Origin of the sequence: Actinotalea lenta (assembly GCF_030586465.1) — a bacterium.
Lineage (GTDB): Bacteria > Actinomycetota > Actinomycetes > Actinomycetales > Cellulomonadaceae > Actinotalea > Actinotalea lenta.
On record NZ_JAUQYP010000001.1, the window covers coordinates 968,911 to 987,361 of the forward strand.

The following is an 18,451-nucleotide window of genomic DNA, read 5'->3' on the forward strand; positions in this document are numbered from 1 at the left end:
GTGGCCGGATGAGCCAGGAGACCGGGAGCACGTCGGGCGACGCGTCGCTTGCGGGGCTCGCGGCGAGCGCGGGGTCCGTGTTCCGGATCCGGCCGGCGATGCCTCGGGACGTCCGGGCGATCCGGGACCTCGTGTCCCCGTATGCGGAGCAGCGCATCCTGCTGGCCAAGGAGCTGGTCGGCTACTACGAGTCGGTCGGTGACTTCCACGTCGCCGTCGACGCCTCGCAGCACCCCGTGGGCTGCGGCGCGCTGCACGTGATGTGGTCGGACCTCGCCGAGGTCCGCACGCTCGCCGTGCATCCTGCCTGGCGGCGCCGCGGGGTCGGGCACGCCCTGCTCGAGTCCCTGGTCGCTCGCGCGCGTGACCTCGGCCTGCGCCGGCTGTTCTGCCTGACCTTCGAGGTCGAGTTCTTCCGCGCGCACGGCTTCCGCCCGATCGTGGGCACGCCGGTCGCGCCCGACGTCTACTCCGAGCTGTTGCGCTCGCACGACGACGGCGTCGCCGAGTTCCTCGACCTCGCCCACGTCAAGCCCAACACCCTGGGCAACACCCGCATGCTGCTCGACCTGGACGCGTAAGCCCCCGACGCAGATCGCGGCCCCCGGCGCAGATCGCGGCGCCGCTCGCAGATTGCGGCCCCCGGCGCGCCGCGATGTGCGACTCGCGCCGCGATGTGCGACTGGCGCCGCGATGTGCGACTCGCGCCGCGGTGCGTACCCGCTGCCGCGGTGCGTACCCGCTGGTGCGGTGCGTACCCGTCGCTGCGGTGCGCCGGCCGGCGCGGGCGTTCAGTCCTGGACGGCCTTGGCGACGGCGACGGCGACGGTGAGCCGGCGCTCCTCGGCTGAGGTGGGCGGGCGGGAGGCGGCGGCCGCGTCCTCGACCAGCCACAGCGCATGCACCACCTCGCGGACCACGACCCAGTCCCGCGCCCGATCGGGGTCGAGGTCCAGCACGTCCACCGCGGCGTCCAACCGCCGCCGGACCGCTGCCCGAACCCCGGCGGGGTGCGCGACGACCTCCCCCCAGCGATTCCAGAGCAGCGGCGACGGCTCGAAGTGCGGGTCGCCGGAGAGGGGCTTGGGGTCGATCGCCAGCCACGGCTCACGCGTGGCGGCGAGCACGTTGCCGTAGTGCGCGTCGGCGTGCAGCAGCGTCCCGTCCGTCGCGGCGTCCGCGGCGAACGCGCGGCACAGCGCCGTGGCCTGCTCGACGAGCCTGTGCGGGACCGGGGAGGACCGGGGCAGCGCCGCCAGCCTCCCGGCCCAGTCCGCGGCGCGCTCGGACAGCAGCCGCAGCTGGGGCGGTGCGGGCCGGTGCAGGCGTGCGAGCAGACCCGCCGTGACCTCGCACGCCCGGACGTCGTCGACGGTGCTCAGGTCCCGCGGCTGAGCGCGCTCGAGGAGCAGCGCCCACCGGCGGGGATCGGCGCGCAGCAGCAGGACCGCCCCCTGTCCCTCCCAGTGCCGCAGCGCGAGGTGCTCGTGCTCGGCCTCGTGGTGCGGCCAGGTCACCTTCAGCACGGCCTCGCGACCGTCGGCCCGCACCGGGAGGACCACGGCGCACTCGCCATGCACCGCGGCGCCGTCCGGGACCAGGTCCCAGTCGGCGAGCAGGGCGTCGAGGGCTCGGGGCAGGGCGTCCAGCCACGGGCGCCAGGTCGGGTCACGCTCGGGCAGCGCCAGCAGCCCCGGCGGCAGGCGTGGGCTCACCGCGGCGCCGCAGCGGGTGGGGTGGGCGCAGCGGTCCGTGCCCCCTGCAGGTGGGGGCCGCGGGGCAGCCGCAGCCCGTCGCCGTTCCGCTCGACGAGGTGGTCGGCCAGCAGCCCGGCGAGAACGCGCTCGCGCTGGTCTGCATCAGGGCACGCGGCCTCGACCGCGGCCGCCTCCACGGTGCCCCCGCCCACGGCCTCGCGCAGCAGGGCCATCACCGCCCCCCGCGCCTGGCGGTCCGTCCCGTGCCAGCCCTGGCGTCGACGGCGCTGGGCGAGCGCGTCCGGCGGGCGGCCCTCCGCGAGCCAGGCGCAGCGGTCGGCGACCGGGCAGCTCGTGCAGGCCGGCGCGCGCGCCGTGCAGACCAGCGCCCCGAGCTCCATCACCGCCGCGTTCCAGCGCGCCGCGCTCGCGTCGTCGGGCGGCACGACCGCGGCCGCCCGGGTGCGCTCGCCCGCGGTCAGGTGCGCGGTGGGCAGTGCCGCGCCGTCCAGTGCCCGCGCGAGCACCCGGCGGACGTTGGTGTCCAGCACCACGCTGCGCCGCCCGTGCGCGAAGGCGACGACCGCGGCGGCGGTGTACTCGCCGATGCCGGGTAGCGACCTCAGCCCCGCCTCGTCGGCCGGCAGCACCCCGCCGTGCCGCTCGACCACCGTCAGAGCGCAGTCGTGCAGCCGCAGCGCGCGCCGCGGGTAGCCGAGCCGGCCCCACGCGCGCAGCACCTCGTCGTGCCCGGCCCCGGCGAGCTCCGCCGGGCCCGGCCAGCGCTCCTGCCAGGCCCGCCAGACCGGCAGGACCCTGACCACGGGCGTCTGCTGCAGCATCACCTCGCTGACCAGCACCGACCAGGGTGTCCGGTCCGCGGCGCGCCAGGGCAGGTCCCGACGATGGGCGTCGAACCAGTGCAGGATCGGCGGGACCAGCGGGTGAGGCACTCGTCGATGATGCCGGACGGCGCGCCTCGGCGCGCCATCGCGGCCCGTGCCCAGCCCGGCCGTACCGTGACGATGGCGAACCCGGGAGGTGCGATGAGTGCACTGATGCGCCCCGTGGGCCCTCGGCCTGCAGGCGTCTACTGGCGCAGGCGGATCGTCCTGCTCGCGGTGATCGCGGTGGTGGCTGTGGTGGGGGTCACCGCGCTGCTCGGACGCGGCTCCGCGTCAGCCGCCACGGACAAGGCCGGCTCGGGCGGGCACGCGCCGCTCGCGCCGTCACCCACCGAAACCGCCGACACCACCCAGGGTCCGCCGGCGTGCGGGCCCGACACCCTGGCGGTCACCCTCACTCCCGACCACCGGACCTACCCCGCTGGTGCCGCACCGGTCTTCACCGTGACCCTCACGAACACCTCGGACGCGAGCTGCACGGTCGACGCCGGTGAGGCGAGTCGCGAGGTGCTCATCATGTCGGGCGAGGACCGGATCTGGTCCTCGCTGGACTGCCCCGCCACGGAGAACGCGAAGCGGATGCTGCTGCTGCCGGCGGGCGGTCGGGACGAGTCCGCCGTGACCTGGTCGCGGGTCCGGTCGGAGCAGGGCTGCACCCAGGGGCTGCCCGCGCCGAAGCCCGGCACGTACACGGCGGTGGCCAAGGTCGCTGGCGTCTCGTCGACCGCCTCCGTCTTCATCCTGAAGTAGCGCGCCGTCCCAGCGCCGCGCGCGGTCAGACGTACCGCTCGAGGATCGAGGACTCCGCGAGCCGGGACAGGCCCTCGCGGACCGTCCGCGCGCGCTGCTCTCCGACGCCGTCGACGCTCATCAGCTCGTCGATCCCGGCGGCGAGCAGCCGCTGGAGGTTGCCGAAGTGCGTGACGAGCCTGTCGATCACGCCGACCGGGATGCGGGGCACCTTGGACAGCAGCCGGTAGCCGCGGGGGCCGACGGCGCCGTCCAGGGCGTCGTCGACCACGGACAGCCCGAGGATGCGGGCGATGTGCGGCAGCTCGAGGAGCTCGCCCGGGCTCAGTGACGCGAGCTCGGCGTGCACGTCGGCGACCCGGTCCGCGCCCTGGCCGTCCAGGTAGTCCTTGACGACGAGCTGACGGTCCACCGCGACCCCGCCCACCAGCTCCTCGAGCTGGAGGGCCATGAGGCGGCCGTCGGTGCCGAGCTCGACGACGTAGCCGGCGATCTCCTCGGAGATCCGGCGCACCATCTCCAGGCGCTGGACCACCGCGGCGACGTCCCGCACGGTGACCAGGTCCTCGATCTCCAGCGCGGAGAGCGTCCCGCTGACCTCGTCCAGGCGTGCCTTGTACCGCTCGAGCGTTGCCAGGGCCTGGTTCGCGCGGGACTGGATGACGTCCGAGGACTCCAGCACGTGCCTGGTCTCGCCCACGTACAGCGCGATGATCTGCATCGACTGGCTCACGGACACCACCGGGAAGCCGGACTGCTTGGCCACCCGCTCGGCCGTGCGGTGCCGGGTCCCGGACTCCGTGGTCTCGATGGTCGGGTCGGGCAGCAGCTGCACCGCAGCGCGCACGATGCGCCGGCCGTCGACCACGACGGCCCCGTCCATCTTGGCCAGCTCGCGCAGGCGGGTGGCGCTGAACTCGACGTCCAGCACGAAGCCGCCGGAGCACATCGAGCCCACGACGTCGTCGAACCCGAGGACGATCAGCGCCCCCGTCCGTCCGCGCAGGATCCGCTCCAGGCCGTCGCGCAGCTCGGTGCCGGGCGCGACCGCGGCGAGGGTGGACCGCAGGAGGTCCTCGGGAACCAGGGGCACGCTGCGGATCCTAGTGGCCGGAGGCGGCGAGCGGCCGCTCCGGGCTGGGCACGGACCGCGCCGCGGTCGCCAGCGCCACGGCCTCGGCCAGGTGCGCGGCCTCGAGAAGCTCCAGGCCGTCCGGGACGGACTCGGACGCGGAGGTCCCGGACGGGACGACGGCGCGGCGGAAGCCCAGCCGGGCCGCCTCGGCGAGCCGCCGACCGAGCCCGAGCACGGTGCGGATCTCGCCCGCCAGCCCGACCTCGCCGAGTGCCACGAGGTCCGTCCCGAGCCGCTGGTCCGTCGCTGCGCTGGCCACGGCCAGGGCGACAGCGAGGTCGGAGCCGGGTTCCGTGACCCGTGCCCCGCCCACGGTGGACACGTAGACGTCGCGGTCGCCGAGAGGGAGAGCCGCGCGACGCTGAGCGACCGCCAGCACCATCGCGAGGCGGCTGGAGTCCACACCGCTCGTGGTCCGGCGGGGGTTGGACAGCTGGCTCGGCACCACGAGCGCCTGGATCTCGGTGGCGAGCGGCCGGCGGCCCTCCAGGGTGACGGTCACGCAGGTGCCCGGCACCTGGTGGGCGCCGTGCGACACGAAGAGCCCGCTGGGGTCGGCCAGCTCGACGATGCCGGTGTCGGTGAGGTCGAAGCAGCCCACCTCGTCCGTGGGGCCGAACCTGTTCTTGCTCGCCCGCAGCAGTCGCAGGCGGGTGTGTCGGTCGCCGTCGACCTGGCAGACGACGTCCACCAGGTGCTCGAGCGTGCGGGGGCCCGCCACGGCACCGTCCTTGGTGACGTGCCCGACGAGCAGGGCCGGGATCCCGCGTTCCTTGGCGACCTGGATCAGCGCGGCAGCCACCTCGCGCACCTGGGAGACGCCGCCGGGGGAGCCGTCCACCGCGGTGGAGGCGATGGTCTGCACCGAGTCGACCACCAGCACCGTCGGCTCGGTCGCGGCGACCTGGCCGAGCACGGCACCCAGGTCCGTCTCCGCCGCGAGCAGCAGCCCTGGCGCGACGGCGCCGATGCGCTCGGCGCGCAGCCTGACCTGGCCCGCCGACTCCTCCCCGGTGACGTACAGGACCCGCGCTCCCTCGGCGCGTCCGAGCCGTCCGGCGACGTCCAGCAGGAGGGTCGACTTGCCCACGCCGGGCTCGCCCGCCAGCAGCACGACCGCACCGGGGACCAGGCCGCCGCCCAGGACGCGGTCCAGCTCGCCCACGCCGGTGGGGCGGGCCCGGGCGGCCTCGACGTCGATCTGCCCGATGGGGCGCGCCACGCGCGCGCCAGGGGACGACGCCGTCGTGCGCGGTCCGCTGGGAGCAGCGGCCTCCACCACCGTGCCCCAGGCCTGGCACTCGCCGCACCGCCCCACCCACTTCGCCGTGGTCCAGCCGCACTCCGTGCAGGCGAAACCGCTGCGGGCCCGGGTGCGGCTGGTCGTCGAGGTCACGGCGGCACGCTAGCCCGCGCCTGCGACACGTCGTCGACGCCGCTCCGGCCGGTCCGGCTCCCGGACGGGTGTCGTCCGCCTGACGACCCGTGCTGGACGCCCGCTGAACGCACGTTTAGCATCCTGAACGTGCGTTCAGCCCCGATCTCCGACGACGTCACCGCGCGTGCCCGGATCCGCGACGCCGCGATCCGCCGGTTCGCCGCGGACGGCTTCCGTGCGGGTGTCCGCGCGATCGCCGCGGACGCCGGGGTGAGCCCCGCCCTCGTCCTGCACCACTTCGGCTCCAAGGACGGCCTGCGACGCGCCTGCGACGAGCACGTCCTGGCGGTCGTCGCGCAGGTCAAGACCGAGGCGCTGGCCACCGCCGGGCCGGACCAGCTCTTGGCCCAGATGGCAGCGGTCGAGGAGCTCGCCCCGCTGGTCGCCTACCAGCTGCGCAGCATGCTCGCGGGCGGCGACCTGGCGCGGGCCCTGCTCGAGGACTTCATGACGTCGGCCCGGCGGTGGGTCGCGGCCGGCGTGGAGGCCGGCACGCTGCGGCCGAGCAGGGACGAGGAAGCGCGCGTGCGCTACCTCACGCTCTCCGGGTTCGGCGGCATCGTCGGCTGGATGGCGATCGATCCGCCGCAGGACTTCGGCGACCTCGGCCCGTGGCTGCGCCGGTACATGGCGGCGGTCGGGCTGCCGGCCGTCGAGCTGTTCACCGACGGGCTCTTCGCGGACCGCCGGATGCTCGACGCCTACCTGTCCTACGTCGGCGACCCCCCGGACGAGCAGCGCGAGCGGACCGCCTGAGGCCGCAGCGCCGGCCGCCCGCTCGCCACGCCCGTCCGTCCGCTCGCCGCGCACGAGGTGCCGCGGCGTCACCCCGCGAGAAGAGACCTGCCATGAGCCCCGTCATCGAGATCCACGACCTGTCCAAGTCGTTCGGCACCGTCCGTGCGCTCGACCACCTCGACCTGACCGTCGAGCGCGGCGAGGTGCACGGCTTCCTCGGCCCGAACGGGGCGGGCAAGACCACCACCTTGCGCGTCCTCCTCGGCCTCCTGCGCGCCGACGGCGGGACGGCCCGCGTCCTGGACGCCGACCCCTGGCGCGACGTCGCGACGCTGCACCGGCGGCTCGCCTACGTCCCCGGGGACGTCGCACTGTGGCCCAACCTCACCGGAGGCGAGGTCATCGACCTGCTCGGCCGGCTGCACGGCGGCACGGACCTGACCCGGCGAGCGGACCTCCTGGAGCGCTTCGACCTCGACCCGACCAAGAAGGGCCGCGCCTACTCCAAGGGCAACCGGCAGAAGGTGGCGCTGGTCGCAGCCCTCGCGTCGGACGCGGAGCTCCTCCTGCTCGACGAGCCGACCTCGGGCCTGGACCCGCTCATGGAAGAGGTGTTCCGGCAGGTCGTCGCCGAGCGCCTCGCGCAGGGCGTGACCGTGCTGCTGTCCAGCCACATCCTGTCCGAAGCCGAGGCCCTGTCGCACCGGGTGAGCATCATCCGGCACGGCCGGGTGGTCGAGTCCGGCACGCTCGACGAGCTGCGCCACCTCACCCGCACCGCGGTGACCGTCGACGTGCGCGCCGTACCCACCGGCCTGACGGGCCTGCCCGGGGTGCACGACGTGCGGGTCGAGCCGCACGGTACGGGCTCCCGCGTGACCTGCGAGGTGGACTCCGACGCGCTGACGACGCTCGTCGACGCCCTCGCCGGTGCGGGTGTCCACGGCCTGACCAGCGCGCCACCCACGCTCGAGGAGCTGTTCCTGCGGCACTACAGCGACGACCTCGCGGGGGTGCGCTGATGGCCACCACGACGCTCACCCGGCGCGTCGCGGCCGCACCGCCCCTCGCGCCGCTCGCCGGGACGGCCCGGCTCGTCCGCCTCGCCCTGCGCCGCGATCGGGTCCTGGTGCCGATCTGGCTGGCGGTCTTCGTGGTGTCCGCGGCGGGGTCCGCCGGTGCCACCGTCGGCCTGTACCCGACCGAGGCGTCGCGGGTCGCGGTCGCCACGACGATCAACGGCAACCCGTCCTTCGCCGCGCTCTACGGGCCGATTCTCGACCCGACCTCCATGGGTCAGGTGTCACTCTTCAAGCTCTCCGCCCTGGGCGCGGCCCTGGTCGGCCTGCTCGCGGTGTTCCTCGTCGCCCGGCACACCAGGGCGGAGGAGGAGACGGGCCGGACCGAGCTGCTCGGCGCGGGCGTGGTCGGCCGGTGGGCGCCGCTGTCCGCCGCACTGCTCGTCGTGGTGGGCACGCTGGTGGCGCTCGCCCTGATCACCGCGGCGGGTCTGGCGGCCGCGGGGCTCGACGTCGTCGGGTCCCTCAGCTTCGGCCTGTCCTGGCTCGTCACCGGCCTGGCGTTCACGGGGATCGCCGCCGTAGCGGCGCAGGTCGCCTCGACGTCCCGCGGCACCAAGGGCCTCGCCGCCGGTGTGCTGGGCCTGGCCTACCTGGTACGGGCCGTGGCTGACGGATCCCCGAACGGCGACCTCGTCGGGCTGCGCTGGCTGTCGCCGGTCGGCTGGTCGCAGGAGCTGCACGCCTTCGCCAACCCCCGCTGGACGGTCGTGGGCCTCGCCGTGGTCTTCGCCGCGACGACGGTCGCTCTGGCCTACGCCCTGGTCGCCCGTCGGGACCTGGGCGCCGGGCTGCTCCCGGACCGCCCCGGAGCGGCGACCGCCCCGCGCAGCCTGGCCGGTCCGGTCGGGCTCGTGGTCCGGCTCAACCGCGGGAGCCTGCTGGGGTGGGCGCTGGGCGCGGCCCTGCTGTCCATGGTGATGGGCGGCCTGGTGGCCAACATCAGCGGCTTCGTCGACGAGAACTCGCGGCCGTTCTTCGAGGCGCTCGGCGGTACCCAGGGCATCGAGGACGCGTTCATGGCGGCCGAGTGGTCGTTCATCGGGGTGTTCTTCGCGGCCTTCGCGATCGCCACGCTCCTGCGCCTGCGTGGCGAGGAGTCCGCCGGCCGGGCCGAAGGCCTGCTCGCGACCCCGCTGACGCGCCGGCGCTGGGCGTCGGCGCACCTGCTCGCGGCGCTGGGGGGCGCTGTGGTGCTGCTGACGGTCGCAGGGGTGTTCGGGGCGTTCTCCACGGTCCGCGCGACCGGGGACCCGGGCTGGTGGGGCACGGTGCTCGGCGCCGCGGTCGTCCAGCTTCCCGCCATCGCGGTGGTCGTCGGGCTGACCCTCGTGGCGGTCGCGTTCCTCCCGCGGCTCGCGGTGGGCGTCTCCTGGGGGTCGTTCACGCTGTTCCTGCTGCTCGGCGAGATCGGTCCGCTGCTCAGGCTTCCGACGTGGCTGCTGGAGGTCTCGCCGTTCGCGCACACGCCCCGGGTCCCCGGCGAGACCGTCTCGGTGGCGCAGCTGGGCGGCCTCACCGTGGTGGCGCTGGTGCTGCTGGTGGTCGGGTTGGCCGGCTACCGGCGCCGGGACCTGGCCACCTAGCGCTCGCGTGCCCCGGGTGGTGCGGACGCGCCACCACCCGGCGGCGCCCACGCCGTAGGCTGACCGGCGGGCTGCGCGCCGATCCGTCGACCGGCGTGGCAGGAGGGACCACAGACGGAGAGCGGACGGATGACTGAGAGCCATGCACGGGGACGCCGCCAGCCACCGATCTGGCTGTGGGTCGTGGCCGGTGTCCTGCTGGTCGGGGTGGCCACGACGATCGGCCTCCTGCTGGGCAACCGCGGTGGCGGCCCGGTCCCCGAGGCGGAGGTGGTGACGCTGCCCGTGCCCACGCCGACGGTCAGCCCGATCGCCCGCGACACGGGCACGCCCTTCTACGACGCGTTGCCGTCCACGGTGCTGGCCTTCGCGTTGAGCGGGACCGGGCAGGACGAGGGCATGGTCAACGACGGGGCGCTCGAGGCGTACCGCCTGCAGTACACGGACGGCTCGGCGACGTTGACGCTCCTGGCCGGCCAGTGGCCCACCACGGACGAGGCAGCCGCGGAGTACCAGACGCTGGCCCAGCAGCTCGCCGTGGAGGCCTCCGCCTCTGCACAGCCCGGCGCCGAACCGAGCGCCGGCTCGACCGCGTCCCCCGCAGGGCCGGAGGAAGGGGCGGTGCTCGCGGACGGCCAGGAGGTGGGTCGGTTCACCTATGCGCCGCACGCCGACGGCTCGGCGACCATCGTGTGGTCCAACCAGAGTGCCGTGCTCCGGCTCGACGGACCCTCCGACGTGCTGCGTGACGTCTACGCAGCCTTCCCGCTGTGAGCGCCCCGGTGCCCGCGGCCGGCCCGGCCGGGTCGGTCGGTCTGCTGGGCGCGGGCGTGATGGGCGAGGCGGTCCTCGTCGCGGTGCTGCGCGGCGGGACCCCTGCCGCCGCCGTGCTGGTGGCCGAGCCCTCGGCCGAACGTGCGGCGGAGGTCGCGCGTCGCCACGGGGTGCGAACGGACCTGACCCCGGCCGACGTGGCGGCCGGTAGCGACACCGTGCTCGTCGCGGTCAAGCCCAAGGACGTCCCCGGGGTGCTCGACGCTATCGCCGGGCACCTGCGCCCGGGCGCGCTCGTGGTCAGCGTGGCCGCAGGTGTCACGACCTCCGCGATGGGCGACCGCCTGCCGACCGGTACCCCGGTGGTCCGCGTGATGCCCAACACCCCGGCGGTCATCGGCCGCGGCGCCGCCGCGATCTGCCCGGGTCCGCACGCCACCGGAGCGCACCTCGACGCCGTCGAGGCGTTGCTGGCCCCCACGGGCACCGTGGTCCGGGTCGGCGAGGGCGACATGGACGCCGTCACGGCGATCTCCGGCTCGGGTCCGGCCTACGTCTTCTACCTGGTCGACGCGCTGGCCGAGGCCGGTGTGCTGCTGGGCCTGAGCCGGGCTCAGGCGCTCGAGCTGGCCACGGCGACGTTCGCCGGCGCAGCGCAGCTCCTCGAGTCCGGCGGGGAGCACCCCGTCGTGCTGCGCGAGCGCGTCTCCTCCCCGGGTGGGACCACCGTCGCGGCACTGCGTGAGCTGGACGCCCACGGCGTGCGCGCGGCGATCCTCGCAGCCGCCGAGGCGGCGCGGGACCGGAGCCGGGAGCTCGGGTCCGCCTCGGACACGGCGCGGTGACCCCGGTGGCCGCTGCGCGCCCCCCGGCGATGAGCGACGTGGCCGCGCTCGCGGGCGTGTCCCACCAGACCGTCTCCCGCGTGCTGAACAACCACCCCTCCGTGCGCCCGGAGACGCGCGCGCGGGTGCTCGAGGCGATCTCCACGCTGGGCTACCGGCGCAACGTCGCCGCACGGACGTTGGTCACGCGTCGGTCGGGCACCGTGGGCGTGATCACGTCGGGGTCCGCGCTCTTCGGCCCGACGAGCACCTTCATCGCGGTCGAGCACGCCGCCCGGGAGCGGGGGCTGTTCGTCTCGGTGGCGACGGTGCTCGAGCTCACCGAGGAGACCGTGCGGCTCGCGCTGGAGCACTTCATGTCGCAGGGCGTGGACGGTGCGGTGGTCATCGCCGCCCAGGACGACGCGATCGCCGCGGTGCGCTCGTTCGACGCGCCGGTGCCGGTCGTCGTGGTGGGTCCTCGTGACCTACCGCCCGGCTCGGTGCACGCGGTGGCGGTGGACCACTACCTCGGGGCGCGCCTGGCCACCCGGCACCTCATCGGTCTGGGGCATCGCCGGATCGCGCACCTCGCCGGCCCGCAGGACTGGATCGAGGGCCGCGAGCGCGTGCGGGGCTGGCGCGACGAGCTCGGCGAGGCGGGGCTGCCGGTGCCCGATCCGATCCCGGGCAGCTGGGATGCCGGGCGGGGCTACGACGTCGGCCGGGTCCTGGTGGCGGGCGACCTGCCCGACGCGGTGTTCGCCGCGAACGACCAGCTGGCGCTCGGCCTGCTGCACGCGTTCACCGAGGCGGGCGTGCGGGTCCCGGAGCAGGTCTCGCTCGTGGGCTTCGACGACATCGCAGGGTCGGCGCACTTCTCGCCGCCGTTGACCACGGTGCGCCAGGAGTTCGAGGCGCTCGGGCGTAGCTGCCTGCGCATGCTGCATGCGGCGATCGCGGGTGAGCCGGTCGGTGCCGAGGTGATCGAGCCGCACCTCGTGGTCCGTGCCAGCACGGCTCCGCCGGCGAGCCGAGCCCCTGCAGCCACCCCGGCCTGACGAGCTCGGCGGGATCGCCGGAGCTCTTGACATCCGACATGTGAGCGTTAACATTCTGCGGACAGACGCGACGACGCGACGGGGAGCGACGATGATCACCGACGACCGTTCAGCGCAAGCACGGGCCGACCTGGCTGCCGGCCGCGCGGCGCTCGGAATCGAGCTGGGCTCGACCCGGATCAAGGCGGTGCTCGTCGCCCCCGACGGGACCCCGCTGGCCAGCGGGAGCCACGACTGGGAGAACCAGTTCGTCGAGCGGATGTGGACCTACTCGCTGGATGCGGTCTGGTCCGGCCTGCAGGCCTGTGTCGGGGCGCTGCAGGCCGACGTCGAACGGCAGTACGGCGCGCCGTTGACCGAGCTCTCCGGCCTCGGGGTGTCCGCGATGATGCACGGCTACCTGGCGTTCGACGCCGACGGCGAGCTGCTCGTGCCGTTCCGGACCTGGCGCAACACGACGACGGGCCCCGCAGCGGCCGAGCTGAGCGCGCTGTTCGGCCACAACATCCCGCTGCGCTGGTCGGTCGCGCACTTCTACCAGGCGATCCTGGACGACGAGCCGCACGTGCCGCAGGTGGCGATGCTGACGACGCTGGCGGGGTACGTGCACTGGCGGCTGACCGGCCGCAGCGTGCTGGGCGTGGGCGACGCGTCCGGCATGTTCCCCGTGGACCCCGCGACCCGCGGCTACGACGCCCGGATGCTCGCCCAGTTCGACGAGCTGGTCGGACAGCGTCGGCCCGGCCTGCACCTGGCCGAGCTGCTCCCCGACGTGCTCGTGGCCGGCCAGGAGGCCGGGCGCCTCACCGAGGAGGGGGCGGCGCTGCTGGATCCGACGGGATCGCTGCGAGCCGGCGCCCCGCTGTGCCCGCCGGAGGGCGACGCGGGCACCGGGATGGTCGCGACGAACGCCGTGGCGCCCCGCACCGGCAACGTCAGCGTCGGCACGTCGATCTTCGCGATGGTCGTGCTCGAGCACCCCCTGGAACGGGTGCACCATGAGCTCGACGTGGTCACCACGCCCGCCGGGGACCTGGTCGCGATGGTGCACTGCAACAACGGTGCGAGCGAGCTGGGTGCGTGGGCCGAGGTGTTCGGGCGGTTCGCCGCGGCGCTCGGTCACCCCACCGAGCCGGACGCCGTGTTCGGTGCCCTGCTGGGGGAGGCGCTCGAGGGCGAGGCGGACGGCGGCGGCCTGGTCGCGTACAACTACTTGTCCGGGGAGCCGATCACCGGCCTGGACGAAGGTCGCCCGCTCGTGGTGCGCACGCCCGACAGCCGGCTGACGCTCGCCAACTTCGTCCGCACCCAGGTCTACGCCGCGTTCGGCACCCTGAGCCTCGGCATGCGCGTGCTCGCCGGGGAGGGTGTCGCGCTGGACACCCTGTTCGCGCACGGCGGCATGTTCCGGACCGCGGGCGTGGCCCAGCGCCTGCTGGCCGCCGCGGTGGGCGCGCCCGTCGCGGTCGCCCGCACGGCGAGCGAGGGCGGTCCGTGGGGGATGGCCGTGCTCGCGGCCTACCTGGACGCAGCCGGCGAGCTGGACCTGCCGACCTTCCTGAGCACCCGGGTGTTCGGTTCGGCCGAGGTCGACGTCGTCGAGCCCGACCCGGGCGACGTCGCCGGCTACGCGACGTTCCTCGAGCGCTACACCGCCGGTCTCGCGGCCGAGCGCGCGGCCACCGAGGCGCTGTAGGGCGCGGACGCACGGCCCTGGCGCAGCGGGACGCCGGGACGTCCCACCGAGACGAGGAGAACGATGACCGAGCCCACCGGCCTGGCCGGGTACCCGACGCAGGTGCGTGAAGAGGTCGAGCACCTCCGACGCGTGGTCTGCGACCTGCACGCCGAGCTGCCCCGCTGGGGGCTGGTGGTCTGGACCGCCGGCAACGTGTCCCAGCGGCTGCGCTCGGCTGACCTGCTGGTCATCAAGCCGTCCGGGGTGTCCTACGACGAGCTGACGCCCGAGTCGATGGTGGTCTGCGACCTCGACGGGAACCTCGTCGAGGGCACCCGGTCGCCCTCCTCGGACACCGCGGCGCACGCCTACGTCTACCGGCACATGCCGGAGGTGTACGGGGTGGTGCACACCCACTCGACGTACGCCACCGCGTGGGCGGCGCGCGGCGAGCCCGTGCCGTGCGTCCTGACGATGATGGGTGACGAGTTCGGCGGCGACATCCCGATCGGCCCGTTCGCGCTCATCGGCGACGACTCGATCGGCCGCGGCATCGTCGAGACGCTGCGTGGGTCGCGCAGCCCTGCGGTGCTCATGCAGAACCACGGCCCGTTCACGATCGGCAAGGACGGCAAGGCCGCCGTCAAGACCGCGGCGATGGTCGAGGAGGTCGCACGGACCGTGCACATCGCGCGGCAGCTCGGCGAACCGATCCCGATCGCCCAGCACCACATCGACTCGCTCTACGCGCGCTACCAGAACGTCTACGGACAGCACGACACCCCGGAGGAGAACCCAGCATGAGCAAGCCCTACGCCGACCGCGAGGTCTGGTTCCTCACCGGGTCCCAGGACCTCTATGGCGAGGAGACCCTGCGTCAGGTCGCGGCGCAGTCCCAGGAGGTCGCCCGGCTCCTCGACGCGTCGCCCGACGTGCCGGCGCCGATCGTCTGGAAGCCGGTGCTCAAGGACCCTGCGTCCATCCGGCGGGCCATGATCGACGCGAGCTCGGACGACCGCGTCATCGGCGTCGTCACGTGGATGCACACCTTCAGCCCGTCGAAGATGTGGATCCACGGGCTCGACGCGCTGACCAAGCCGCTGCTGCACCTGCACACCCAGGCGAACGTCGAGCTGCCCTGGTCGACCATCGACTTCGACTTCATGAACCTCAACCAGGCGGCTCACGGTGACCGTGAGCACGGCTACATCCAGTCCCGGATGGGGGTGCCGCGCACCACCGTCGCCGGCCACGTGTCCAACCCGGCGGTCGCCGCGCGGGTGGGCACCTGGGTGCGCGCGGCGGCGGGTGTGGCCGCGACGCGGGACATGCGGGTCGTGCGGTTCGGCGACAACATGCGCTACGTCGCCGTGACCGAGGGTGACAAGACCGAGGCCGAGATCCGGCTGGGGGTCTCGGTCAACACGTGGGGCGTCAACGAGCTCGCCGACGCGGTCGCGGCCGTCGACCCGTCCGCCGTCGACGCGCTGGTCGCCGAGTACGAGGACCTGTACGACGTGGTTCCCGAGCTGCGTCGGGGCGGCGAGCGGCACGCGTCGCTGCGCTACGCCGCATCGCAGGAGATCGCGCTCGAGCAGTTCCTCGTCGAGCGCGGCGCGACGGCGTTCACCGACACCTTCGAGGACCTCGGTGCGCTGCGCCAGCTTCCCGGGATCGCTGCGCAGCGCCTCATGTCCAAGGGCTACGGGTTCGGCGCCGAGGGCGACTGGAAGACGGCCGTCCTGGTGCGGGCCGCGAAGGTGATGGGCGCCGGCCTGCCGGGCGGAGCGAGCCTCATGGAGGACTACACCTACGACCTGACGCCCGGCAACGAGCTCATCCTCGGCGCGCACATGCTGGAGATCTGCCCGTCCCTGACCACCAAGCGCCCGAGCGTCGAGATCCACCCGCTCGGCATCGGGGGCAAGGAGGACCCGGTCCGGATGGTGTTCGACACCGACCCCGGGGTCGGTGTGGTCGTGGCGCTGTCCGACATGCGCGAGCGGTTCCGGCTCACCGCCAACGTGGTCGACATCATCGCGCCGCCCGAGCCGCTGCCGCACCTGCCGGTCGCGCGGGCCGTGTGGCGGCCCCGCCCGGACTTCACCACGTCCGCCGAGGCGTGGCTCACCGCCGGTGCGGCGCACCACACGGTGATGTCCACCGGCGCGGGCGTCGACGCGTTCGAGATCTTCGCCGACCTCACCCGCACGGAGCTGCTGGTGATCGACGAGCACACCACGCGCCGGGGCTTCGCCGACCAGGTGCGGTGGAACCAGGCGTACTACCGGCTGGCCCAGGGCTTGTGACCGGGGTGTGGCCGGCCCTCAGGGTCGGCCACACCGGGCCCCGAGGACGTCCACGGCGTCTTCCCTTGTCCCGCCCATCTTTCGCTCACTTTCGGTGTGAGCGCGAACATCCGACGACTACGGTTCAGGCATCCGGAGTGGCACATGTCAGTCGAGCGCGCGTTCGTGCAGGTGGGAGACCCATCTGGGACTTCCGCCCCGCGTGCGATGCGTCGTGATGAACCCGTTACGGTTTCGCAATCAAAAGTAGCGTTCAAGAAGTTGACCGAGCCGCTCCTCGGCCACGAGAGTGTGCGTGTGCTCAACGAGGAGATCGAGACGCTGCCGGTCACGGTGCGGCGCGAACGCATGTTCGCGAGCATCGCCGAGCGGCAGTTCGTCCGGGTCACGGACCTCGCGCACGAGTTCGGTATCAGCGGTGTCACGGTGCGTGCGGACCTGAGTGCCCTCGAACGCAGCCACGGGGTGCGGCGCGTGCGCGGCGGCGTGATCGCCCCGTCCACCGCGGTCGTCCCGGAGCGCTCGTTCGAGGAGGCCCTCGGCGAGTTCGCGGACGAGAAGGCCGCCATCGGCGCGTACGCGGCGGGACTGGTCACGTCGGGCATGAGCGTCCTGCTCGACGTCGGCACCACGACCGCGGCCGTCGCGAGGGCGCTCGTGGCCCGCACGGACCTGGACGACGTCACGGTGATCACCAACGGGCTGTCGGTCGCGCTCGAGCTCGAGGAGGCGCTCGGGCGCATCCAGGTGATCGTGACGGGCGGCACGTTGCGCCGGCTCCAGCACTCGTTGGTCGACCCGATGGCCGGCGTCCTGCTCGACCGGCTGCGCGCCGACCTCGCGATCCTGGGCTGCAACGGGGTGGACGAGGAGCATGGCGTGACCAACCTCAACCTGCCCGAGGCCGACGTCAAGCGCCGCATGGTCGCGGCCGCCGAGCGCACCGTCGTCGTTGCGGACGGGTCGAAGCTCGGCCAGGTCCACCTCGGCCGCTACGCCGCGCTGGAGGACGTCGCCCTCCTGGTGACCGGCAGCTCGGCGCCTGCGAGCGAGCTCATGGCGCTACGGCGGGCAGGGCTGGAGGTCGTCCAGGCGACGTGAACGAAGCTTCCTGGCCGGTCCGCAAGGTCAGGAAACCAGGTCGGCCCACCCGGGCCCGGCCGCCCATCGACATCGATGAGCAGCATCTCGAGGAGGAGAGCATGAAGCTGAAGAAGTTCGTCGCAGTTGCGGCGGGCCTGACCATGGCGATGAGCCTCGCCGCATGTGGTGGTGGCGGCGCCGGGAGCACCGACACGTCGAGCAGCGCGGACACCAGCGCCTCGAGCAGCGGTGGGAGCGACAGCGCGGGTGGCCTGATCGGGGTCGCGATGCCGACCCAGACCTCGTCGCGGTGGATCGCCGACGGGAACGCGGTGAAGAAGGGCCTGGAGGACCTGGGCTACACCGTCGACCTGGAGTACGCGAACGACGACATCCCGACCCAGCAGCAGCAGGTCGACCAGATGATCACCAAGGGCGCCAAGGCCCTGATCATCGCGGCGATCGACGGCACCACGCTGACGGGCCAGCTGCAGACGGCTGCCGACAAGGGCATCCCGATCATCAGCTACGACCGCCTGATCCGGAACAGCGAGAACGTCGACTTCTACGTCACGTTCGACAACTACAAGGTCGGCGTGCAGCAGGCGACCTCGCTCCTGGTGGGTCTCGGCATCCTCAACAAGGACGGCTCGAAGGGCTCGGCGAAGGGTCCGTTCAACATCGAGCTGTTCGCCGGTTCGCTGGACGACAACAACGCCTACTTCTTCTTCAACGGCGCGATGGACACCCTCAAGCCGTACCTCGACGACGGCACGCTCGTCGTGAAGTCGGGCCAGACCGACATCAAGCAGGTCAACATCCTGCGCTGGCAGCAGGAGACCGCGCAGAAGCGCATGGAGGACCTGCTGACGTCGACCTACAACGACGGCTCCAAGGTCCAGGGCGTGCTGTCCCCGTACGACGGCCTGTCCCGCGGCATCATCCAGGCGCTCATGAACGCCGGCTACCCGAAGACCATCTCGGACGGCTTCCCGATCGTCACCGGTCAGGACGCTGAGATCGAGTCGGTCAAGCTGATCGCCGATGACGTCCAGTTCTCGACGATCTTCAAGGACACCCGCCTGCTGGCCAACGAGGCCGTCAAGGTCGCCCAGGCCTACCTCGAGGGCAAGACGCCCGAGGCGAACGACACCAAGACGTACGACAACGGCAAGAAGGTCGTCCCGTCGTACCTGCTCGAGTCCGTGATCATCTACAAGGACAACATCCAGAAGGAGCTCGTCGACTCCGGCTACTGGACCGCCGACGAGGTGGCTTCCGGCGTCGCGAAGGGCTGACGTTGTCCCACCGGCCCCAGGTCGGTTGAGCCGGGCGCCGGTCCGGGAGCGTGTCTCCCGGGCCGGTGTCCGGCCGCCGGGCGGCTCTCACGAGAG

The 18,451-nt window shown here is 73.5% G+C and carries 17 protein-coding genes; 13 read left to right on the forward strand and 4 right to left on the reverse strand.

Annotated elements, in window-relative coordinates; all coding sequences use genetic code 11:
• The first annotated feature begins 8 nt into the window (after window positions 1-8).
• Complete coding sequence (locus Q6348_RS04550; protein ID WP_304600119.1) at window positions 9-581, forward strand: amino-acid N-acetyltransferase; 573 nt, start codon at window positions 9-11, stop codon at window positions 579-581.
• 210 nt (window positions 582-791) lie between these two features.
• Here the strand turns inward: Q6348_RS04550 and Q6348_RS04555 are convergent, their stop codons facing one another.
• Together Q6348_RS04555 and Q6348_RS04560 are read right to left on the reverse strand one after the other, a co-directional pair.
• A complete protein-coding gene (locus tag Q6348_RS04555) occupies window positions 792-1,715 on the reverse strand; it encodes an aminoglycoside phosphotransferase family protein (protein WP_304600120.1) in 924 nt (307 codons plus the stop codon).
• Window positions 1,712-2,650 (reverse strand): HhH-GPD family protein, encoded by a 939-nt coding sequence (locus Q6348_RS04560; protein WP_304600121.1) that lies wholly within the window; start codon window positions 2,648-2,650, stop codon window positions 1,712-1,714. Before Q6348_RS04560 ends, Q6348_RS04555 begins: the two co-directional genes overlap by 4 nt.
• A 93-nt stretch (window positions 2,651-2,743) precedes the next feature.
• Here Q6348_RS04560 and Q6348_RS04565 point away from each other — a divergent pair, with 93 nt between their 5' ends.
• Entirely contained in the window at window positions 2,744-3,352 is a 609-nt protein-coding gene (locus Q6348_RS04565; RefSeq protein ID WP_304600122.1) for a hypothetical protein, read from the forward strand.
• Between the two features lie 25 nt (window positions 3,353-3,377).
• On the opposite strand, the gene disA is transcribed toward Q6348_RS04565, so the two are convergent.
• Both disA and radA read right to left on the reverse strand, forming a co-directional pair.
• On the reverse strand, window positions 3,378-4,445 hold the full coding sequence (gene disA / locus Q6348_RS04570) for a DNA integrity scanning diadenylate cyclase DisA (RefSeq protein WP_304600123.1): 1,068 nt from the start codon (window positions 4,443-4,445) through the stop codon (window positions 3,378-3,380).
• A gap of 10 nt (window positions 4,446-4,455) precedes the next feature.
• On the reverse strand, window positions 4,456-5,883 hold the full coding sequence (radA, locus tag Q6348_RS04575; RefSeq protein WP_304600124.1) for a DNA repair protein RadA: 1,428 nt from the start codon (window positions 5,881-5,883) through the stop codon (window positions 4,456-4,458).
• Between the two features lie 129 nt (window positions 5,884-6,012).
• Here radA and Q6348_RS04580 point away from each other — a divergent pair, with 129 nt between their 5' ends.
• From Q6348_RS04580 to chvE, 11 genes are all read left to right on the forward strand, one after another.
• Window positions 6,013-6,681 carry a TetR/AcrR family transcriptional regulator gene (locus Q6348_RS04580; RefSeq protein ID WP_304600125.1) on the forward strand — a complete coding sequence of 223 codons (669 nt, stop codon included), beginning with the start codon at window positions 6,013-6,015 and terminating at the stop codon, window positions 6,679-6,681.
• Between the two features lie 92 nt (window positions 6,682-6,773).
• Complete coding sequence (locus Q6348_RS04585; RefSeq protein ID WP_304600126.1) at window positions 6,774-7,685, forward strand: ABC transporter ATP-binding protein; 912 nt, start codon at window positions 6,774-6,776, stop codon at window positions 7,683-7,685.
• Entirely contained in the window at window positions 7,685-9,328 is a 1,644-nt protein-coding gene (locus tag Q6348_RS04590; protein ID WP_304600127.1) for an ABC transporter permease, read from the forward strand. Before Q6348_RS04585 ends, Q6348_RS04590 begins: the two co-directional genes overlap by 1 nt.
• Window positions 9,329-9,457: 129 nt before the next feature.
• Window positions 9,458-10,102, forward strand: a complete 645-nt coding sequence (locus Q6348_RS04595) for a hypothetical protein (RefSeq protein ID WP_304600128.1) — start codon at window positions 9,458-9,460, stop codon at window positions 10,100-10,102.
• Window positions 10,099-10,947 carry a pyrroline-5-carboxylate reductase gene (gene proC / locus Q6348_RS04600; RefSeq protein ID WP_304600129.1) on the forward strand — a complete coding sequence of 283 codons (849 nt, stop codon included), beginning with the start codon at window positions 10,099-10,101 and terminating at the stop codon, window positions 10,945-10,947. The genes Q6348_RS04595 and proC overlap by 4 nt, the downstream gene beginning before the upstream one ends.
• A gap of 5 nt (window positions 10,948-10,952) precedes the next feature.
• Window positions 10,953-11,987, forward strand: a complete 1,035-nt coding sequence (locus tag Q6348_RS04605; RefSeq protein ID WP_350339639.1) for a LacI family DNA-binding transcriptional regulator — start codon at window positions 10,953-10,955, stop codon at window positions 11,985-11,987.
• Between the two features lie 91 nt (window positions 11,988-12,078).
• Window positions 12,079-13,683 (forward strand): xylulokinase, encoded by a 1,605-nt coding sequence (locus tag Q6348_RS04610; protein ID WP_304600130.1) that lies wholly within the window; start codon window positions 12,079-12,081, stop codon window positions 13,681-13,683.
• A gap of 63 nt (window positions 13,684-13,746) precedes the next feature.
• Window positions 13,747-14,469: an L-ribulose-5-phosphate 4-epimerase gene (locus Q6348_RS04615; RefSeq protein ID WP_304600131.1), complete on the forward strand. Its 723-nt coding sequence runs from the start codon at window positions 13,747-13,749 to the stop codon at window positions 14,467-14,469.
• Window positions 14,466-15,974: an L-arabinose isomerase gene (araA, locus tag Q6348_RS04620; protein WP_304600132.1), complete on the forward strand. Its 1,509-nt coding sequence runs from the start codon at window positions 14,466-14,468 to the stop codon at window positions 15,972-15,974. The genes Q6348_RS04615 and araA overlap by 4 nt, the downstream gene beginning before the upstream one ends.
• Before the next feature lie 261 nt (window positions 15,975-16,235).
• Complete coding sequence (locus Q6348_RS04625; protein ID WP_304600133.1) at window positions 16,236-17,075, forward strand: DeoR/GlpR family DNA-binding transcription regulator; 840 nt, start codon at window positions 16,236-16,238, stop codon at window positions 17,073-17,075.
• Between the two features lie 101 nt (window positions 17,076-17,176).
• Complete coding sequence (gene chvE / locus Q6348_RS04630; RefSeq protein ID WP_304600134.1) at window positions 17,177-18,355, forward strand: multiple monosaccharide ABC transporter substrate-binding protein; 1,179 nt, start codon at window positions 17,177-17,179, stop codon at window positions 18,353-18,355.
• Window positions 18,356-18,451 lie beyond the last annotated feature (96 nt).